We start from the raw sequence: 16,891 nt of genomic DNA, 5'->3' as shown, positions 1-16,891 counted from the left end.
GGGATGATCAATATCCGCGATTGCGGTCGACGAGGCCGAGCGGCTCGAGGCCGGACTGGTATCGTTTGATGTTTTCGACAACGGTGCGTGCTGCCGAATGCGGCTGGGTGACGCTGGCGATGTGCGGCGTCAGGAGAATTTTCGGATGCGTCCAGAAGGCGTGGTCTTCCGGAAGCGGTTCCGGATCGGTGACGTCGATCACGGCACCCGAAAGCCTGCCGCTGTCCAGCGCATCGATGAGGGCGTCGTGGTCGAGCTGTTTGCCGCGCCCGGCGTGAACCAGCCCCGCACCCTCGGGAAGCATCCCCAGGCGTTCGCCATTCAGAAGTCCCGTCGTTTCGTCGGTCAGCGGCAGCAGGCAAACGAGAATATCGCTGGTCGAAAGGATCGTGGACAATCCGGCTTCGCCATGATGGCAGGTCACACCATCGATCTCGCGCGGTGAACGGCTCCAGCCGGAAAGCGGAAAACCGAAGGGTTTCAGCCGTTCCAGCGCCGCAACGCCCAGCATGCCGAGGCCGAGAACGCCCACCCGGCACTCTTCCGCCTGACGCTGCGGCAGGGCCTTCCAGAGTTGCTGGCGCTGCTGTTTCAAATAGACCGGCAGGTTGCGGTGAAGCGCCAGCACGCCGAGGCTCACATATTCCTGCATCATGCGGATGATGCCTTCATCCACCATGCGCACGACTTTCACATGCGCAGGGACGGTGTCGATGTGAAACTGATCGACGCCCGCACCGATGGAAAACAGGATTTCGAGATTGCGGTAGCGGCCGATATCATCAGGCACGGTCCAGGTAATGACGTACCGAACCGCATCCGGATCGACGCTTTTGGCATCCATCGAAAAAGGTAGTTCCGGCAGGTCGCGGGCCAGAGCCTGCCGGAAAATCTCGCCGCGCTTCGCGTCGGAATTGAAGAAGAAAGTCATCTGAAATCCGTGGTTCCGAAGGTTTAAACCGTGCAGCGGCTCGCCAGTGTTTCCAGCATTGACTGGCAGGCCGACAGTTCACCGGCCGTTATGAATTCGTCCGGCTTGTGGGCGCGGCCGATATCGCCCGGGCCGCAGATGATGGCATCGATGCCGGCCGCCTGAAAAAGCCCGGCCTCCGTGCCATAGCTGACGGCGGCGATGCAGGGCGCGTCGGTCAACTCTTCCAGAAGCTTCACGAGCGGCGCATCTGCGGCAAGGGACAGCGCCGGATAATCGCTCATCGGCGTCCATTCTATGTCGATGCCCTTGACGGCGAGCGCTTCGACGCCGTCGCGCACCGGCTGGAGCAGGGCGACCGGCGATACGCCAGCAATCGCCCGCGCTTCCAGTTCGATGGCGCAGAGATCGGGGATGATATTGATCGCCTGTCCGCCTTTCGCCGTGCCGATCTGCAGGGAGGAATAGGGCGGCTCGAACGTCGCTTCGAAAGGCCCCTGGGTGAGACCCTGTGCGGTCTCGACCGCCTTTGCCATGATGCCGGTCATCAGATGAATGGCGTTCACGCCCTGATCCGGCCGCGAGGAATGGCCGGAGCGTCCGCGAATGGCGATGCGTGCGGCGGCCTTGCCCTTGTGGGCGCGCACGGCGCGCAGATTGCTCGGTTCGCCGATGATTGCGCCCGCCGGTTTTGCGCATAGTTCCGGCAAGCGGGCGATGAGATGCGGAACGCCACGGCAGCCCGCCTCCTCGTCATAGGAAAAGGCGATGTGAACGGGCCGCTTCAGCGCCATGCGTGAAAATGCCGGTGCTGCGGCGAGAACCGTGGCCAGAAACCCTTTCATGTCGGTGGTTCCGCGTCCGTAGAGACGCTCGCCTTCGGTTCTCAGCGTAAAGGGATCGGAGGACCATTCCGGCTCACCGGCAGGCACCACATCCATATGGCCGGAAAGGATGTATCCGCTGGCATCGGTCGGGCCGAAGCTGGCAAAGAGATTGGCGCGGTCGCCTTCCGGGCCGGCAAGCAGCGATACTTTTGCGCCGTGGCTTTCCAGATAATCGGCGATCCATCCTGCGATGTCGCCATTGGCGGTTCCGACCACCGACGGGAAGCCGACAAGACGCTCCAGAATGTCGATTGCGTTCATGGCTGTCTCCGTCGCTTCAACGCCGAAAAGCTTAGAGCGGCCTGCGGCGTTTATCTGCTGAAATACGGGTGATTTCAGTAGATTGTTGTGTCCTTCCAGCGCTTTCGGAAAATTCCTGCTGGCGAGGCTGGTTATCTTCGGATGTCGTGAGCTGGGCTGCCGGGATCTAGGTTCCGCGCCGGAGGGAATGAGAGCCGTTTGTCATGGAGCTGCTCAAGGTCGATAGTTTCGAGTTGCGGACAGTGGATATCGCCGATGTGGAGGCCGATCATCTGCATGCTTTGTCCATGGCTGTCGGATGGCGATATCACGCAAACGAATGGTGTTTCCTGCGGCAGTGCGGCGTCGGGCTTGCCGCGCTTGACGAGATCGATCGCGTTGTCGCAACGGCAATGCTGTTTCCTTATGATGAGGGTGTCGCGACGGTCGGCATGGTCATCGTTTCTCCCCGTTTGCAGGGGCAGGGCGTTGGACCATGGCTGGTGGGCCAACTCATCGCGGGCTACCCTGATGCCTCCCTGCGGTTGAACGCCACGGAAGCCTCGCGACGGCTTTTCGCACGGCTGGGTTTTTCCGGGGATACGGAGAAAGTACATCTCCAGCGCGGCAAGGTGCGCTGCCCTGCCGAGATGCCGACGCTTGGAAGAAAGCAGAGAATCGAGCCGCTGTCCTGGGATCATTTGTCCGCCGTGGTGGATCTGGATCGGGCGGCTTTCGGTGTTTCGCGCCGGGGCGTCCTGCAACGCCTTGTTCAGGAAAATACGGGTTACGGCCTGTTCGAGGCTGATCGTCTTGCCGCCTTTGCATTGCGGCGTGCGGCGGGGCGGGGCCATATTGTCGGCCCGGTCATCGCCGGTGACGAGGCGGATGCGATTGCGTTGGTGAGGCGACATTTTTCCGATCTCGACGATCAGCTTGTCCGTCTCGATACCGTGCGGGATAGCGGTCTTCTGACCGAGTTTCTGACGCAATCCGGGCTGGTGGGGATCGAAACGCTCACCGCCATGTCGAAAGGCGCGCCGCAACCGGCAGGCTCCGGTTCCGCAAAGATTTTCGCCCTGGCAAGCCCGTCTTTGTGCTGAGGTGCGGCACTATCGCAATTGACGCCCCGCCTCTTGCCCCTTATGTGAGAAAGCGACGGTTCCTGCAGCCGAAAGGCGAAGGGATTAATAGGGAACATGGTGCCGGCGATCTTTTTCGCCCAATGCCGTGGCTGCCCCCGCAACTGTAAGCGGATTGTCGTTCATCCCCGTGACGCTTCAGGCGTCATGCCACTGTATTCTCCGGAATGCGGGAAGGCAGATGAGTGACGCAAATCCGTGAGCCAGGAGACCTGCCGTCGAAATATAAACCATCGTTACGGGCGGGGAAGCCCGGAGGAGGAGATTGTAATGTTATTTCATAACATTTCGTTTGCGTCCTATTGCCGTTCTCCGTACAAGACGTCCCGCTGTTGCTGCGCGTTCTGACGCCTGCTGCTCTGGAATAAGATTTACTTTCGACTGGAGAACACATGTTTCATTCTAGACGCCTGCCTGTCCATGCCGGTTTTCTGGCCGCTGCGCTTGCGGCTTTGCCTGTCGCCGGCGCCAATGCTGCCGAAACGACCTATCCCCTGACGATCAACAGCTGCGGTCAGGAGATCACCTTCAAGCAGGCGCCCGCCCGCACCGTGTCCGTCGGCCAGAGCACGACCGAGGTTCTTTACCTCCTCGGCCTCGCCGACAAGGTGGTCGGCACGGCGCTGTGGATCGGTCCGGTTCTGAAGGGCTACGAAGAGGCCAATGCCAGGGTCGAGCGGCTGGCTGACAATGATCCGAGCTTCGAGGCGGTCATCGGCAAGAAGCCGGACCTCGTGACGACGCAGTTTCAGTGGCAGATCGGCCCGGAAGGCGTTGTCGGAACACCGGCGCAATTCGCCGAGCTTGGCGTTCCCGTTTATACCTCGCCCGCCGATTGCATGGGCAAGGACAATTCCGGCGGCGGCGACGGCGTGCGCAACACCGTCTTCACCATGGATTTGATCTACCAGGAAATCCGCGATCTCGCCAAAATCTTCAACGTGCAGGATCGCGGTGAAGAGGTCGTTGCCGACCTGAAAAAGCGTGAAGAAGCCGCCCGCGCCAAGATCGCCTCGGCAAATGGCAAGCTTTCGGCTGTCTTCTGGTTCTCCAGCGCCGAGCTGGATATCGATCCCTATGTGGCTGGCCGCAATGGCGCTCCCGGCTACATCATGTCCGCGCTGGGCTTAAAGAACGTCATCGAAAGCGATGAAGAATGGCCGACCGTCGGCTGGGAAACCATCGCCAAGGCCAATCCGTCCATCATCGTTGCCGGCAAGATGGATCGCCGCCGTTTCCCCGCCGATGATGTCGCCGTCAAGCTGAAGTTCCTCGCCACCGATCCCGTGGCCAGCATCATGCCAGCCGTCAAGGAAGGACATGTGTTCGAGATGGACGCGCAGGCGATGAACCCGACCATTCGCACCATTGAAGGCATCGAAACGCTGGCCGAGGCGATTTCGGCTGCCGGCCTCGCGAAGTGAACGGTCTTTCCATCCCTCTCGGCAGAGTAGGGCTGGCTTTTGCCGCGCTCGCACTGCTGCTCGTCGCACTGATGGCCGGGGCGGCCATCGGCGAGACCGCCATTCCTTTCGACGTCGTGGCGAAAACAATCGCCAACCGCGTCTTCCATGCGGCCTATCCGCTGGAGCCGCTGGATGAGGGCATCGTCTGGAGTTATCGTCTCAGCCGCGCGGTCGTCGCCGCCTGTTGCGGCGCTTCTTTGGCGCTGGCCGGGGCGGTGCTGCAATCGCTTCTGCGCAATCCGCTTGCCGATCCTTATATTCTCGGCATTTCCGCTGGCGCCTCCACCGGTGCCGTCGCTGTCGCGCTGCTTGGCTTCGGAGCGGGGTTCCTGACGATGCCGGCCGGGGCGCTCATCGGTGCCTTCGTTGCGTTTTCGCTGGTCAGCCTTCTGGCGGTGCGGGCGGGACACGGCAACAGCGCCATTATTCTGGCGGGGGTGGCCGGGTCGCAGCTGTTTAATGCCATGACCTCTTTCATCGTCACCAAATCCGCCAATGCCGAACAGGCGCGCGGCATCATGTTCTGGCTGCTGGGCAACCTCTCCGGGGTGCGCTGGCCGGATGTCTGGCTTGCGCTGCCGATCAGTCTTGCGGGACTTGCGGTGTGTCTCTGGTATGCCCGGGCGCTCGATGCCTTCGCCTTCGGCGGTCAGGCTGCTGCCTCGCTCGGCATTCCGGTGCGCTGGGTCTATGCGGTGCTGATCTCCGTTTCGGCGATCATGACGGCTGCGATGGTGTCGCTGGTGGGCTCCATCGGCTTCGTGGGACTCGTCATTCCACACGCCGCACGCATCTTCGTCGGCGTTCGCCATGGCATATTGCTGCCGGTGACGGCGCTGACCGGCGCGGTTTTCATGATCGTCGCGGATATTCTCTCGCGCATTGTCATCCCGGGGCAGGTGCTGCCCATTGGCGTCATCACCGCGCTCGTCGGCGCGCCCGCCTTTGCCTTCATCCTTGGGCAGAAGAGGGGGCGTTCATGAAATTATCCGCTCACGACCTGCATTTCCATGCCGGCAATATCGATATTGTGCGTGGGGTCTCGCTCGATGTCGGTTCGGGTGAGTTTCTCGGCATCATCGGACCGAACGGTTCCGGCAAAAGCACACTGCTTTCCATGCTGGCAGGCATTCGCAAGCCGCGCCGGGGGCACGTTACGCTCGGGGATGAGCCGCTTGCCTCATTGGGACGGCGAGACCTTGCCCGCCGGCTTGCCTTCGTGGAGCAGCAGGCCGAAACCACCGAACGCATCACCGCACGACAGGCGGTGGAACTTGGGCGCACGCCCTATCTCGGGCCGCTTTCCGCCTGGTCGCAGCAGGATGACGCCATTGTTGATGCAGCACTTGCCAATGTCGATATGGCCGATAAGGCGGAGCGCAACTGGCACCATCTTTCCGGCGGCGAACGCCAGCGCCTGCATATCGCCCGCGCATTGACGCAGGAGCCGCATATCCTGCTTCTGGACGAACCGACCAACCACCTCGACATAGGCCACCAGATCGGCCTGCTCGATCTGGTGCGCCGGCAGGGCCTGACCGTTGTGGCGGCGCTGCACGATCTCAATCACGCCGCCATGTTCTGTGACCGGGTCGCCATCATGCACCGGGGCGAGATGATTGCGGTCGGTCCGCCGCGCGAGGTTCTGACACCGGCGAGAATAGCCGCCGTCTTCGGGGTAGAATGCGTCGTCACCACGGATGAGGGCGGCTTTTCCCATATTCGTTTTCTGCCGGCCCACGGGCGGGCCGAGCATGCAAGGAAAGTACTGGCACGATGATGAAATTGCTGAATTTTGCCGGGATTGCCGTGGCGATAAGCATGGGTTTTCCCTTTCATGCTTCCGCCGAGACCTTCGAGGTGAAAATGCTGAACCGGGGAGAAAAAGGCCCGATGGTGTTCGAACCCGACTTTCTGGAAATCGTCCCCGGCGACCGTGTGCGCTTCGTGCCCACCCACAAGAGCCACAATGCCGCGACCATCGATGGCATGATCCCGGAAGGTGTCGAAGGTTTCAAAAGCCGGATCAATGACGAATTCGAGACCGGCTTTGAAAAGCCGGGCTTTTACGGCATCAAATGCTCGCCGCATTACGGCATGGGCATGGTCATGCTGATCAAGGTCGGCGAGGCGGCCTTGCCGCAAAGCTACAGGACGGTGGATGTGCCCGGCCGGGCGAAGCCGCGCTTGGAGGAATTATTCGAGCGGGCTGGAAAATGAGACTGCACTGAGCTCCCATCCGTCATGCCGGACTAGATCCGGCATCCAGCCGCGGCGCGTCTGCGCCGTCGGAAGAGTCTTTTGCGATCAAGGACTTGATCGCACTGGACTCCGGATCTAGTCCGGGGTGACGGAGTAGTTCCCCGGCTTCACTGCGCACACCGCATAACGATGCTGCAGCCCGCGCAGAATGCCTTTCAGCAGGCTGAAATTTTTCGCCTGGGCGCGGTGAATGGCCTGAAGCTCCTGATCGATTGCGACAGGTTCGAAGCCGGTCGCACGCAACAGCGCCGCGACATCGCCAGCCCTTGCGCCCTTCGAAAAATAAACGCGGGAAAGAATGCTGTTGAAGGTGTTTTCCGGGTCCGCCGGCTTGTGCGGCTGGTCCGGTTTGACGAGGCCGATGCTTTCGAGACCGGCCGCCAGTTTCTTCACCAGTTTTTCGCGCCAGCCGGTATTTACGAAATCGCCGTCAACGATCAGAAGCCGTCCGCCCGGTTTCAGAACGCGGAACCATTCGGCAAAGCTTGCCTGCGGGTCCACCAGCGTCCAGACCAGATGACGGGTGATGATGACATCGGCGCTTTCATCCGGCTCCATCGTGTTTTCGGCATCGCCGACGAAAAAGCGGATGCTACGGCCACGGCTTTTCGCTTTTTCACGGGCAAGCGCCAGCATGGTTTCCGACCAGTCCATGCCGGTGACCTGAAAACCGAGATCGTCCATCAGGTGCGAGATGACGCCGGTGCCGCTGGCAAGATCGAGCGCCCTGCGGCCTTCTCCGCGGCCGAGATGTTTCAGGATAAGCGCGTGCCAGGCCTCGCGCTCGTCTTCGGAAAAAATTTCATGTCCGGGGGAAAGGTCGAAAGTCGCGGCGCGGCCGGACCAGTAGGATTTGATTTCGTCTCTTAGACTGTCGTTTTTGCCATATTGGATTGTGTCGATCATCGGTCTTCAACTCATGTACCGGTCAGTTAAGAATGGCTCTAAAACATAAATGTTGACTAGTACAGTCAGAAAATAATACAGCCGCGCCAGTCAACACTGGAGAGCAATATCCGATGCGCATCTCAGCCAAATCTGCGGCACTTGCCCTTGGCCTTCTCGTATCCGCCGCATGGCCGGCATTCGCCGAAAAGGTCACCGTCAAGGATGTGACGGGCCGCGATGTCGAAGTGAATGTGCCGGTATCGCACGTCATCCTCGGTGAAGGCCGCCAGATTTATTTCCTGGCTGCACTCGACAAGGAAAACCCTTTCCAGCACGTGGTTGGCTGGCGCGACGATCTGGCGAAAGCCGACCCGGAAACCTATGCGGCCTATCTCGCCAAGTATCCGGAGATCGCCAAGCTGCCGACTTTCGGCGGCATGAAGGACGGCACTTTCGACATAGAACAGGCTGTTGCCCTGAAGCCTGACGTGATCCTGATGAATATCGACGCCAAGACGGCGACCGAAGAAGCGGGCTATATCGAAAAGCTCGCCAAGGTCGGCATTCCGCTGGTCTACGTCGATTTCCGTGAAAAGCCGATGGAAAATACCGAGCCGAGCATGCGCCTCATGGGCCAGCTTACGGGCAAGGAGAAGATCGCCGAGGACTTCATCAAGTTCCGCGCCGACTCCATCGCCAAGGTCACCGATACGCTCGAAAAGGCCAATCCGAAGAAGCCTGTGGTGTTCATGGAGCGCGCCGGCGGTTATTCCGATGATTGCTGCATGTCCTTCGGCAACGAGAACTTCGGCAAAATGGTGGAGCTTGCCGGCGGCATCAACATGGCCAAGGACATCATTCCCGGCACTTTCGGCACCGTCAATCCGGAACAGATCATTGCCTCCAACCCGGAGCAGATCATCATCACCGGCGGCAACTGGAACGGTTATGTTCCGGGCGGCAACTGGGTCGGCGTCGGTTATGGTGCGGATTTGAAGGAAGCCCATCGCAAGCTTGAAAACCTGACCAAGCGCCCGGCTTTCACCGGCGTGCAGGCGGTGAAGGACGGTAATGTCCACGCCATCTGGCATCAGTTCTACAACAATCCCTATCAGTTCGTGGCCGTTCAGGAAATCGCCAAGTGGCTGCATCCGGACCTCTTCAAGGACCTCGACCCGGAGGCGACCTTCAAGGAACTGCATGCCCGCTTCCTGCCGCTCGACTACAAGCCCGGCTACTTCGTTTCGCTGAAGGACGCCAGGTAATAAAGGGACGGTGAAGGGGAGCGCCGTCCGACCGATGGATAAAGCCGCAGCCATGCGGCTTTATCGCTTTGTTTTGGAACTCAATGAGGACTGCTCATGCGGCTCAACGCTCTCAGGCATCTTGCGGTGCTGGCTTTCTCCCTTCTCGCCGTGCCGGTTCTGGCGGCTGAGATTACCGATGTCACCGGTCGAAAAGTCGAGCTGGATTTGCCGGCCAGACGCGTCATCGTCGGTGAGGCGCGCCAGGTACATGTCATTGCCGCGCTCAAGGGCGAAAAGACCTTCGACACCATCGTCGGCTGGCGTGACGATCTTCTCAAGAAGGACCCCGACAGCTACACCGCCTATGTCGAGCGTTTTCCGCAGATCGAGAAACTGCCGCGCTTCGGTTACGTGCCGCAGGGCGATTTCAGCCTGGAAACGGCCATCACCCTTTCACCCGATGTGATCACCCTCAATCTGGAAGCGGAGAAGTCCGCCAAGGAGAGCGGTTTCGAAGAAAAGGCCGCCGCCGCCGGCATCAAGATCATCTATCTCGATTTCCGCATCGATCCTGAAAAGAACAGCGAAGCCTCGGTCGAAATTCTCGGCAAACTCTTCGGCGCCGAAGAGCGGGCGAAGGAATTCATCGCTTATCGCCGCGCCGAAATCGCCCGCGTGACCGACCGGCTCGCCAGCGTCAAGGACTTGAAGCGCCCGAACGTCTTCATTGAACGCGCCCCCGGCATTTCCGGCGAAAACAATTGCTGCCGCACTTTCGGACCGGTCAATTTCGGCGCGATGGTCGATCTTGCCGGCGGCCACAACATCGCCGACGGCATCATCAAGACGACCTTCGGCGATCTCAATCCCGAACAGCTCGTCGTTGCCGATCCTGACCACGTCATCGTCACCGGCTCCAACTGGGCCGCCGAATCCGACATCAACCAGTTCGTTCCTGTGGGACGCGGGGCGGATATGGCTCTCTCCCGTGAGCGACTGGCCAATCTGATGAAGCGCACGCCGTTTCCGGAACTGAAGGCCGTGAAGCAAGGCAATGTCCATGCCGTCTGGCACCAGTTCTATGGCGCGCCCTACGAATTCTTCCCGATCCAGCAATTCGCCAAGTGGTTCCATCCCGATCTCTTCGCCGATCTCGATCCGGAAAAGAATTTCGAGGAGTTTCACCGCAAATTCCTCCCCGTCACCTACAAGCCGGGCTATTTCGCCTCGCTCGAAAAAGGTTTGAACCAATGAGTTCGCTGAATGAAAGCGCGGTTGGCATCAGTGGGCGCGATCAATATCGCGCCCTTGCCGCGCGCAGGATAATCATCCTCTTCGGGCTTTTTGTCGCCCTGTGTTTCAGTATGGCCGCCGACATGGCGCTCGGTCCGGCGCGCTATTCGCTCTCCGAGGTTCTGGCGACGATTGCCGATCCGGCCGCCGTTGGAAACCAGCTTCGGGTGGTGATCTGGGATATTCGCATGCCGATCGCGCTGATGGCGGTGACAGTCGGAGCGTCGCTTTCGGTTGCGGGTGCGCAGATGCAGACCATCCTGTCGAACCCGCTCGCGAGCCCCTTCACGCTCGGCATTTCGGCGGCGGCAAGCTTCGGTGCGGCGCTGGCGCTGGTTGGCGGCGTGGCGATCTTTCCGGGCGCCGTGCATTACATGGTGCCGATCAACGCCTTCATCATGGCCATGGTCGCGGCTCTCTTCATCCATTTCGCCTCGACGCTTCGCGGGGTGACGGTCGAAACCATCGTGTTGCTTGGCATCGCGCTGGTGTTCACCTTCAATGCGGCGCTGTCGCTGCTCGAATATCTGGCCTCCGAACAGGCGCTTGCCGCCGTGGTTTTCTGGACCATGGGCAGCCTGACGAAGGCGACCTGGGACAAGGTCTATATCACCGCCGCCATCCTCCTCGTCACCGTGCCGTTGTTCATGCGCAATGCCTGGGCGCTGACGGCACTCAGGCTCGGCGATGACAAGGCGGCCAGCATGGGCATCAATGTCCGGCGGCTGCGGTTGACGACCATGCTGACGGTCAGCCTGCTGGCGGCCATTCCGGTTTCTTTTGTCGGCACAATCGGTTTCGTCGGGCTGGTCGGTCCGCACATCGCCCGCATGGTGGTGGGTGAGGACCAGCGTTTCTTCCTGCCCGGCTCGGTGATCTGCGGCGCGCTGCTTCTGTCGGCAACCTCGGTCATCAGCAAGATTCTCATTCCCGGCGCTATTCTGCCTATCGGCGTCATCACGGCGCTCGTCGGTGTTCCGTTCTTCTTCGCGCTTATTTTCGGCAACAGGAGGCGCGCATGGTAGCGCTCGCACTGAAAGATGTCGGCGCCGCCTATGGGCGCATCACGGTTCTCTCCAAGGTCGGCATCGATACGCTGGAAAGTGGCAGTGTGACGGCCGTGATCGGCCCGAATGCCGCCGGCAAGTCCACGCTTTTCAAGCGCATCGCCAGCCTGATTTCCGGCCCCGGACTGGTCGAACTCTCCGATACGGCCCGCGGCAACCGCGCCATCTGCTACATGCCGCAGGATACCGGCGCCAATGCCGTTCTGACCGTGTATGAATCCGTGCTTCTTTCCGCCAAGCAGGGCGGCGGCTGGCGGGTCCATGACGATGAGCTGTTCGAGATCGACGCCATTCTCAAGGCGCTGAAAATCCATGACCTTGCTTTCCGCGGGCTTGGCGAATTGTCGGGTGGTCAACGCCAGCTTGTTTCGCTGGCGCAGGCGCTTGCGCGAAAGCCGGAAGTGCTGCTGATGGACGAGCCGACGTCTGCGCTCGATCTTCACCGGCAGATCGAGGTTCTGGGTTTCGTCACCGATCTGGCGCAGAAGACCGGCATGATCGTGCTGATCGCCCTGCATGACCTCAACCATGCGCTTCGTTATTGCGCCAATACGATGGTTATCGCGCGTGGCGAAATGGTGGTGAGCGGTAGCACGGAGGCGGTTATAACCCCGGAGATGCTGCGCGATATTTATCGCATCGATGCCCGTATCGAACCCTGCTCGCAGGGCAGACCCATGGTCATCGTCGACGGGGCCATCTGACAGGTCAAGTCCCGGCCGCCTTCGCTGCCGGGTCTGCTCGGTGCGGCTTGCACAAATTCTTGATGATAATAGTCATGAAATATCTGTTCGATCCACGGTTTGGATGCTAGAGCTTTGAGCGGCAGAGCTGTGCGGCCATTCGGGGGCGGCAGGTTTCGTCGATCCTTGAAATTTCTCTCGGTTGAGACATGGGCATACGGGAAGATGACAAGCGTTATAACGCTTACGTCGCGCATAGGGTCGACCTGATCAAATACGCCACCCTCATTCTGGGGTCGCGGGCGGATGCGGAGGACGTGGTTCAGGAAGCATTCCTGAAATTCGTTCCCGAGGCCTCCGGCAATCCTTCCAACCTCAAATCCTATCTCTTCCGCATCGTTCGCAATCTTGCGCTCGACAATCGCCGGCGCAGCCGCCAGGACCTTCGGGAACGGCCGGACGATACGCCGTTCTGGGGTGTGCCGCAGGACAATGGTACGCCGGAAGAGCATGCCCTTTTCTGCGACGAAGTTCGCCAGATGCGGACTATTTTGGCCGGCCTGCCGGTTCAGGCGCGGGTGGCATTGGAAATGCACAGATTCGGTGGTTACAATATGGAAGAGATTGCGCGTCACCTTGGCGTGTCCGTGGCCAGCGCACATCGTCTGATCAAGGGCAGCATTGCCGCGATTACCAAAGAAATGAAGTAAAATAGTCCCGATTGTCCCGCCTTGTGAAAAAAATCTCTTCCTCAAACGTCTTTATAGCAATGCAGAAGACGACGCTTCTCCCGCAAAGGAACTGGCCCGGTTCAATGACCATTGATCCAGAGAAAAAAATTGAATTGCCGGCCGGTAAGGCGGAGGAGGCGGCCGATTGGCTGCTGCGCTTGCAGTCTGGCTCGGCGGAGCCGCGGCTAAAGGCGGAATTCGAGCAATGGCTGGCGGCAGCGCCGGCAAACCGTCTCGCCTGGGAACGAACATGCAAGACGTGGCGCAATCTCGGCCTGGTGGAGCCGGAATTCAAGAACCTCTGGGAAGATGCGCCGCATCTGCCCGGCAAGGCCGCGACAAAGCCGCAGCGGCGGCGCTGGTCCGTGCGACATTATGCCGGCGCGGCTGTGGCGGCGGCGTCCCTCTGTCTTGCCGTATTGTTCGTTCCGGCATTTTTCGTTCGCCTGGAGGCGGACTATCAGACCACCACTGCCGAAAGCCGCACGATCACCCTCGAAGACGGCAGCAAAGTGCAGCTTGCCGCCGCGAGCGCGCTTTCAACGGATTTCACGAATGGCCGTCGCAATGTGACGGTGCTGAAGGGGGAAGCCTTTTTCGACGTCGTGCCGGATAAAACGCGTCCCTTCGTCGTGGAGGCAAAAAACGTGACCGTTCAGGTGCTGGGCACGGCTTTCGACGTCGACCTGACGGATGGCGTAACCCAGGTGGCGCTGGCGCACGGTTCCGTGGAGGCGTCTTTCCGCAATGCGCCGCCAACGCGGCTGGTGCCGGGCGAGATGCTGATTGTCGACGCTTCCGGTGCGATCCGCAAAGAGACTGTTTCCGTCGAGGATATTGGCGGCTGGCGCAATGGCGAACTCTATGTGGTCGATGCGACGATAGGCTCGGTCGTGGAGCAGATCCAGCGCTACCATCCCGCATGGCTGACCATGGCCGACAAGCGGCTTGCCGAGCAGAGGGTGACAGGGTTTTACGATCTGCGCGACCCGGATCGCGCGCTGGAAGCCCTGGTGGAACCCTACAAGGGCAAGGTGCATGCGATTGGCGGCAGCGCCCGCATCATCACCCGCTTCTGAAACATTCCGAAACAAAAAATCATATTTATTTTCAGTCATTTATAAAATTTCTTCCGAAAGCCTGAAAAAAATCGACGAGGCAATCGTCTTTTTGTTGAGTAATCCGGTCAAGATATATCCGGAGCGAAAGACAGGAAGACAAAAGCAATATGCGCCTCCAGACATGCAAGACCGGTTCAGGGGAAAAAGCAGCAAAGCAGGCTCGCAGGGCCGTGCTGCTGGCGACAACGGCAGTCGCCGTTTCATTCGCGACGCCCGTTCTGGCCCAGACCGGAGCTGACACCGCCAATTCCCAGCGTCCAGGCGGCGAGCAGGGGGCGACGCGGCCGTTCAACATTCCCGCCCAGTCGCTGTCATCGGTCGTGGGTGCTTTCGGGCGGCAATCCGGCCTTCAGGTCACGCTTGCCACGCCCGCGGCCGGAAATGTGCGCACCAATGCCGTCACCGGCAGTTTCACGGTGCGGGAGGCGCTGTCGCGGTTGCTGGCGGGAACGGGCGTCAATTTCCGTATCGCCGGCAATGGCAGAACCGTCGTCATCGGCACGGGGCAATCGACCGTCGATTTTTCCGCGGCGGAGGGTACGACGGTTCTGGAAACCATTACCCTGACCGGCAAGACCGGGCGCAACTCCATTGCCGGTTCCGGTTATCAGGGGACGCCCGACTGGGTTTATGAAACGCCCGCCAGTGTCAGCGTGGTCGGCCGTGAGGCGATCCAGTCGGCCGGGGTGCGCAACACGCGCGATGTTTTCAACCGGGTTTCCGGTGTTTATGCCGGCGAGGGCAATGGCAGCTTTCCAACCGTTTCGCCCAATGTGCGCGGTTTGCAGGAAAGCGGCCGCGTGGTCGTCTCCATCGATGGCGCGCGGCAGAATGCGCAGCGTGGTGCGGCCTTCGGCGGCGCCACGAGCTACACCGCAAGTGCCGGGCAGGGTTATGTGGATGTCGCTTTCATCCGTGCCGTCGAGATCGAGAAAATAACCAATGCGCGCTCAGGCAATGTCGGCTCTCTGGGCGGCAAGGTCGAGTTCCGAACCGTCAGCGCCGACGATCTGATTGCCGAGGGTGAAAACAAGGGCGGGGAAGCGAATGTTTCTCGCGGCACCAATGGCTATGATTTTCAGGGCTCGGTTCTCGGCGCCGTTCGCTCGCCGGATGGTCCTCTCTCCTTCGTCGCCGGCTACAGCCGCACGATCATGGATGAATACAAGATCGGAACAAAAGGCGAGGCTCGCAGCACCGCGCTGACGATGAAGGATTTGCTCGGCCGCGACGGCTGGTCGACCTTTTTCAAGGGCGAAGGCGACTTCGGCGACGTGAAGGCTTCGCTTTCCTGGATGCATCAGGAGAATGATTTCGTTCAAGGCGCTTCCACGGTGATCGACCGGGAAAGCGTGCGAAACGACAGCGTCGTCGCAAAGCTGGACTGGGACCCCGAGAGCGAACTCATAGACCTCAAGTCGTCGCTGTGGCTGAACGATAATATGACGCATGAACTGCGGGCGGAACGAGAGAGATACGCGGCCGAAACGAACCTTGACATGGGCCTGCGCAGCTTCGGCGGCAGCCTGGAAAATACCAGTCGCTTTGATACGGCGGCGGGCGCGCTCAGTCTGAACTATGGGGCAGAAGCCTTCCGGGACATTGCCACATCCGTTGCGACAAGCGCCAAAATCGCGGAAAATCCTTCTTTCGCCAGCAGCTACACGTCATTCAGCCCTGCCGGGCGGCGCGATGTCGCCAGCCTATTCCTTAATGGCGAGCTTGAGCCGGCCGAGTGGATCACGCTGAGTGGCGGTGTGCGTTACGACTGGTCGCGCCTGAAAGGATCTGCGACCTATTATAGTGTCAAGGAATCGATAGTAACGACAAGTGTGCCTTGCGACCTTGTTCGCAATCACTATACGGCCCTGGAATACTTCAATCGGGTCTTTCTGCCTGCAAATTCCCCCATATGGGCATCCCGCTATAATGTTTTTCTCGCCAGCATTTGGCCGCGTACATCGGCCAACTGCATGCCGGGCACCGGTATAACCACCAGTACGCCGGTCCCCGAATATCCATCGCACAATGTCGATATCGATCGCACCTACAGCGCCTGGCTGCCCTCCGCCACCATTGAACTGAAACCCGTCGACTGGTTCCGCCCCTATGTGAGCTATTCCCAGAGCTTGCGTCCGCCGACAATTCTCGAAGCATTTTTCGCTGGAGCGCGTCCGGGCGACAGCCCCGGATACGAATACGCTCCGAACCAGGCCCTGCGTGCGGAAAAAGCGACGACCTATGAAGTCGGCGCGAATATGAGCTTCGACGGCGTGCTGCTGGACGACGACTCCATTCGCATAAAAATGGCTGCCTTTCGCCGCGAGGTGAAGGACTATATCGCGCTCGGTTATCTCGTTACGGATCAGGTGCTCGACCGCACCTATACCAGCTTCGTCAATCTGGACGGCACGACCTATATGCGCGGGCTTGAATTCGAGGGCAATTACGATGCCCGCAGTTTCTGGATCGGCGGTTCGGCAACCTTTCTGAAAACAGAATGGCCTGAAAAGACGCAGGTTTTTTCCAACGGCACGACCACCACAACGGGCGAAATCGTTGCCTGGCCGGGCGACGTCGCGCCCAAGGTGAAGCTGACGCTCGATGGCGGCATGCGTTTCTTCGATGAAAAATTCTCGCTGGGCGCAAGGCTCAACCACGTTACGCCGACACAGTCGCGCACGCTGGATACGGAAGGCAATCTGCGCGAGGTGACCGATCCTTACACGACGGTGGATCTCTACGGTTCCTATGCCTTCAACGACAAGGCCACGCTTCGCTTCGCCGTCAACAACCTGACGGACCGCAAATACATCCCGGCGGCAAGCGCTTACACGGCGCCGGGCCGCACCTTTATCGCGACGATGAACGTGAAGTTCTGAACCGTGGAAGAAATTCTCCGGGCTGGGTTGCAGCCCGTCCCGGAGATGAAA

General features: G+C 60.0%; 15 protein-coding genes and 1 riboswitch. Of the genes, 12 read left to right on the top strand and 3 right to left on the bottom strand.

The window, feature by feature from the left end; genetic code table 11:
* Window positions 1–7: 7 nt before the first annotated feature.
* Window positions 8–931, bottom strand: a complete 924-nt coding sequence (locus PH605_RS05950) for a 2-hydroxyacid dehydrogenase (RefSeq protein WP_142844659.1) — start codon at window positions 929–931, stop codon at window positions 8–10.
* Between the two features lie 23 nt (window positions 932–954).
* Complete coding sequence (gene argE, locus PH605_RS05945; protein ID WP_142844658.1) at window positions 955–2,079, bottom strand: acetylornithine deacetylase; 1,125 nt, start codon at window positions 2,077–2,079, stop codon at window positions 955–957.
* Window positions 2,080–2,282: 203 nt separating this feature from the next.
* Here argE and PH605_RS05940 point away from each other — a divergent pair, with 203 nt between their 5' ends.
* The 5 genes from PH605_RS05940 (at window position 2,283) to PH605_RS05920 (ending at window position 6,886) form a co-directional block, all read left to right on the top strand.
* Window positions 2,283–3,161, top strand: coding sequence for a GNAT family N-acetyltransferase (locus PH605_RS05940; RefSeq protein WP_142844657.1), 879 nt, complete (start codon window positions 2,283–2,285; stop codon window positions 3,159–3,161).
* 39 nt (window positions 3,162–3,200) lie between these two features.
* Window positions 3,201–3,434: riboswitch (cobalamin riboswitch) on the top strand.
* Window positions 3,435–3,592: 158 nt separating this feature from the next.
* Window positions 3,593–4,624 carry an ABC transporter substrate-binding protein gene (locus PH605_RS05935; RefSeq protein ID WP_003524647.1) on the top strand — a complete coding sequence of 344 codons (1,032 nt, stop codon included), beginning with the start codon at window positions 3,593–3,595 and terminating at the stop codon, window positions 4,622–4,624.
* Complete coding sequence (locus PH605_RS05930) at window positions 4,621–5,649, top strand: FecCD family ABC transporter permease (protein WP_142844656.1); 1,029 nt, start codon at window positions 4,621–4,623, stop codon at window positions 5,647–5,649. The genes PH605_RS05935 and PH605_RS05930 overlap by 4 nt, the downstream gene beginning before the upstream one ends.
* Window positions 5,646–6,446: an ABC transporter ATP-binding protein gene (locus tag PH605_RS05925; RefSeq protein ID WP_065657204.1), complete on the top strand. Its 801-nt coding sequence runs from the start codon at window positions 5,646–5,648 to the stop codon at window positions 6,444–6,446. Before PH605_RS05930 ends, PH605_RS05925 begins: the two co-directional genes overlap by 4 nt.
* Window positions 6,443–6,886: a pseudoazurin gene (locus PH605_RS05920; protein ID WP_142844655.1), complete on the top strand. Its 444-nt coding sequence runs from the start codon at window positions 6,443–6,445 to the stop codon at window positions 6,884–6,886. Before PH605_RS05925 ends, PH605_RS05920 begins: the two co-directional genes overlap by 4 nt.
* A gap of 117 nt (window positions 6,887–7,003) precedes the next feature.
* Here the strand turns inward: PH605_RS05920 and PH605_RS05915 are convergent, their stop codons facing one another.
* Window positions 7,004–7,834, bottom strand: coding sequence for a class I SAM-dependent methyltransferase (locus tag PH605_RS05915; RefSeq protein ID WP_142844654.1), 831 nt, complete (start codon window positions 7,832–7,834; stop codon window positions 7,004–7,006).
* 113 nt (window positions 7,835–7,947) lie between these two features.
* On the opposite strand from PH605_RS05915, the gene PH605_RS05910 reads away from it, so the two are divergent.
* The 7 genes from PH605_RS05910 (at window position 7,948) to PH605_RS05880 (ending at window position 16,840) form a co-directional block, all read left to right on the top strand.
* Entirely contained in the window at window positions 7,948–9,081 is a 1,134-nt protein-coding gene (locus tag PH605_RS05910) for an ABC transporter substrate-binding protein (RefSeq protein WP_078052491.1), read from the top strand.
* Window positions 9,082–9,177: 96 nt separating this feature from the next.
* Entirely contained in the window at window positions 9,178–10,317 is a 1,140-nt protein-coding gene (locus tag PH605_RS05905; RefSeq protein ID WP_065657208.1) for an ABC transporter substrate-binding protein, read from the top strand.
* The gene (locus PH605_RS05900) at window positions 10,314–11,381 is read left to right on the top strand and encodes a FecCD family ABC transporter permease (protein WP_142844653.1); all 1,068 of its coding nucleotides are present in this window, start codon (window positions 10,314–10,316) and stop codon (window positions 11,379–11,381) included. The genes PH605_RS05905 and PH605_RS05900 overlap by 4 nt, the downstream gene beginning before the upstream one ends.
* A complete protein-coding gene (locus PH605_RS05895; protein ID WP_003524635.1) occupies window positions 11,375–12,127 on the top strand; it encodes an ABC transporter ATP-binding protein in 753 nt (250 codons plus the stop codon). The genes PH605_RS05900 and PH605_RS05895 overlap by 7 nt, the downstream gene beginning before the upstream one ends.
* Before the next feature lie 188 nt (window positions 12,128–12,315).
* On the top strand, window positions 12,316–12,816 hold the full coding sequence (locus PH605_RS05890) for an RNA polymerase sigma factor (protein ID WP_003524633.1): 501 nt from the start codon (window positions 12,316–12,318) through the stop codon (window positions 12,814–12,816).
* 104 nt (window positions 12,817–12,920) lie between these two features.
* Window positions 12,921–13,916 (top strand): FecR family protein, encoded by a 996-nt coding sequence (locus PH605_RS05885; RefSeq protein WP_142844652.1) that lies wholly within the window; start codon window positions 12,921–12,923, stop codon window positions 13,914–13,916.
* A 149-nt stretch (window positions 13,917–14,065) separates the two neighbouring features.
* Entirely contained in the window at window positions 14,066–16,840 is a 2,775-nt protein-coding gene (locus PH605_RS05880; protein ID WP_142844651.1) for a TonB-dependent receptor, read from the top strand.
* Window positions 16,841–16,891 lie beyond the last annotated feature (51 nt).

Source organism: Agrobacterium sp. CFBP 3001 (assembly GCF_027871605.1).
Classification (GTDB): domain Bacteria; phylum Pseudomonadota; class Alphaproteobacteria; order Rhizobiales; family Rhizobiaceae; genus Agrobacterium; species Agrobacterium leguminum.
Note: the sequence above shows the minus strand (reverse complement) of the source record. Positions and strands in the feature narration are given on the sequence as shown.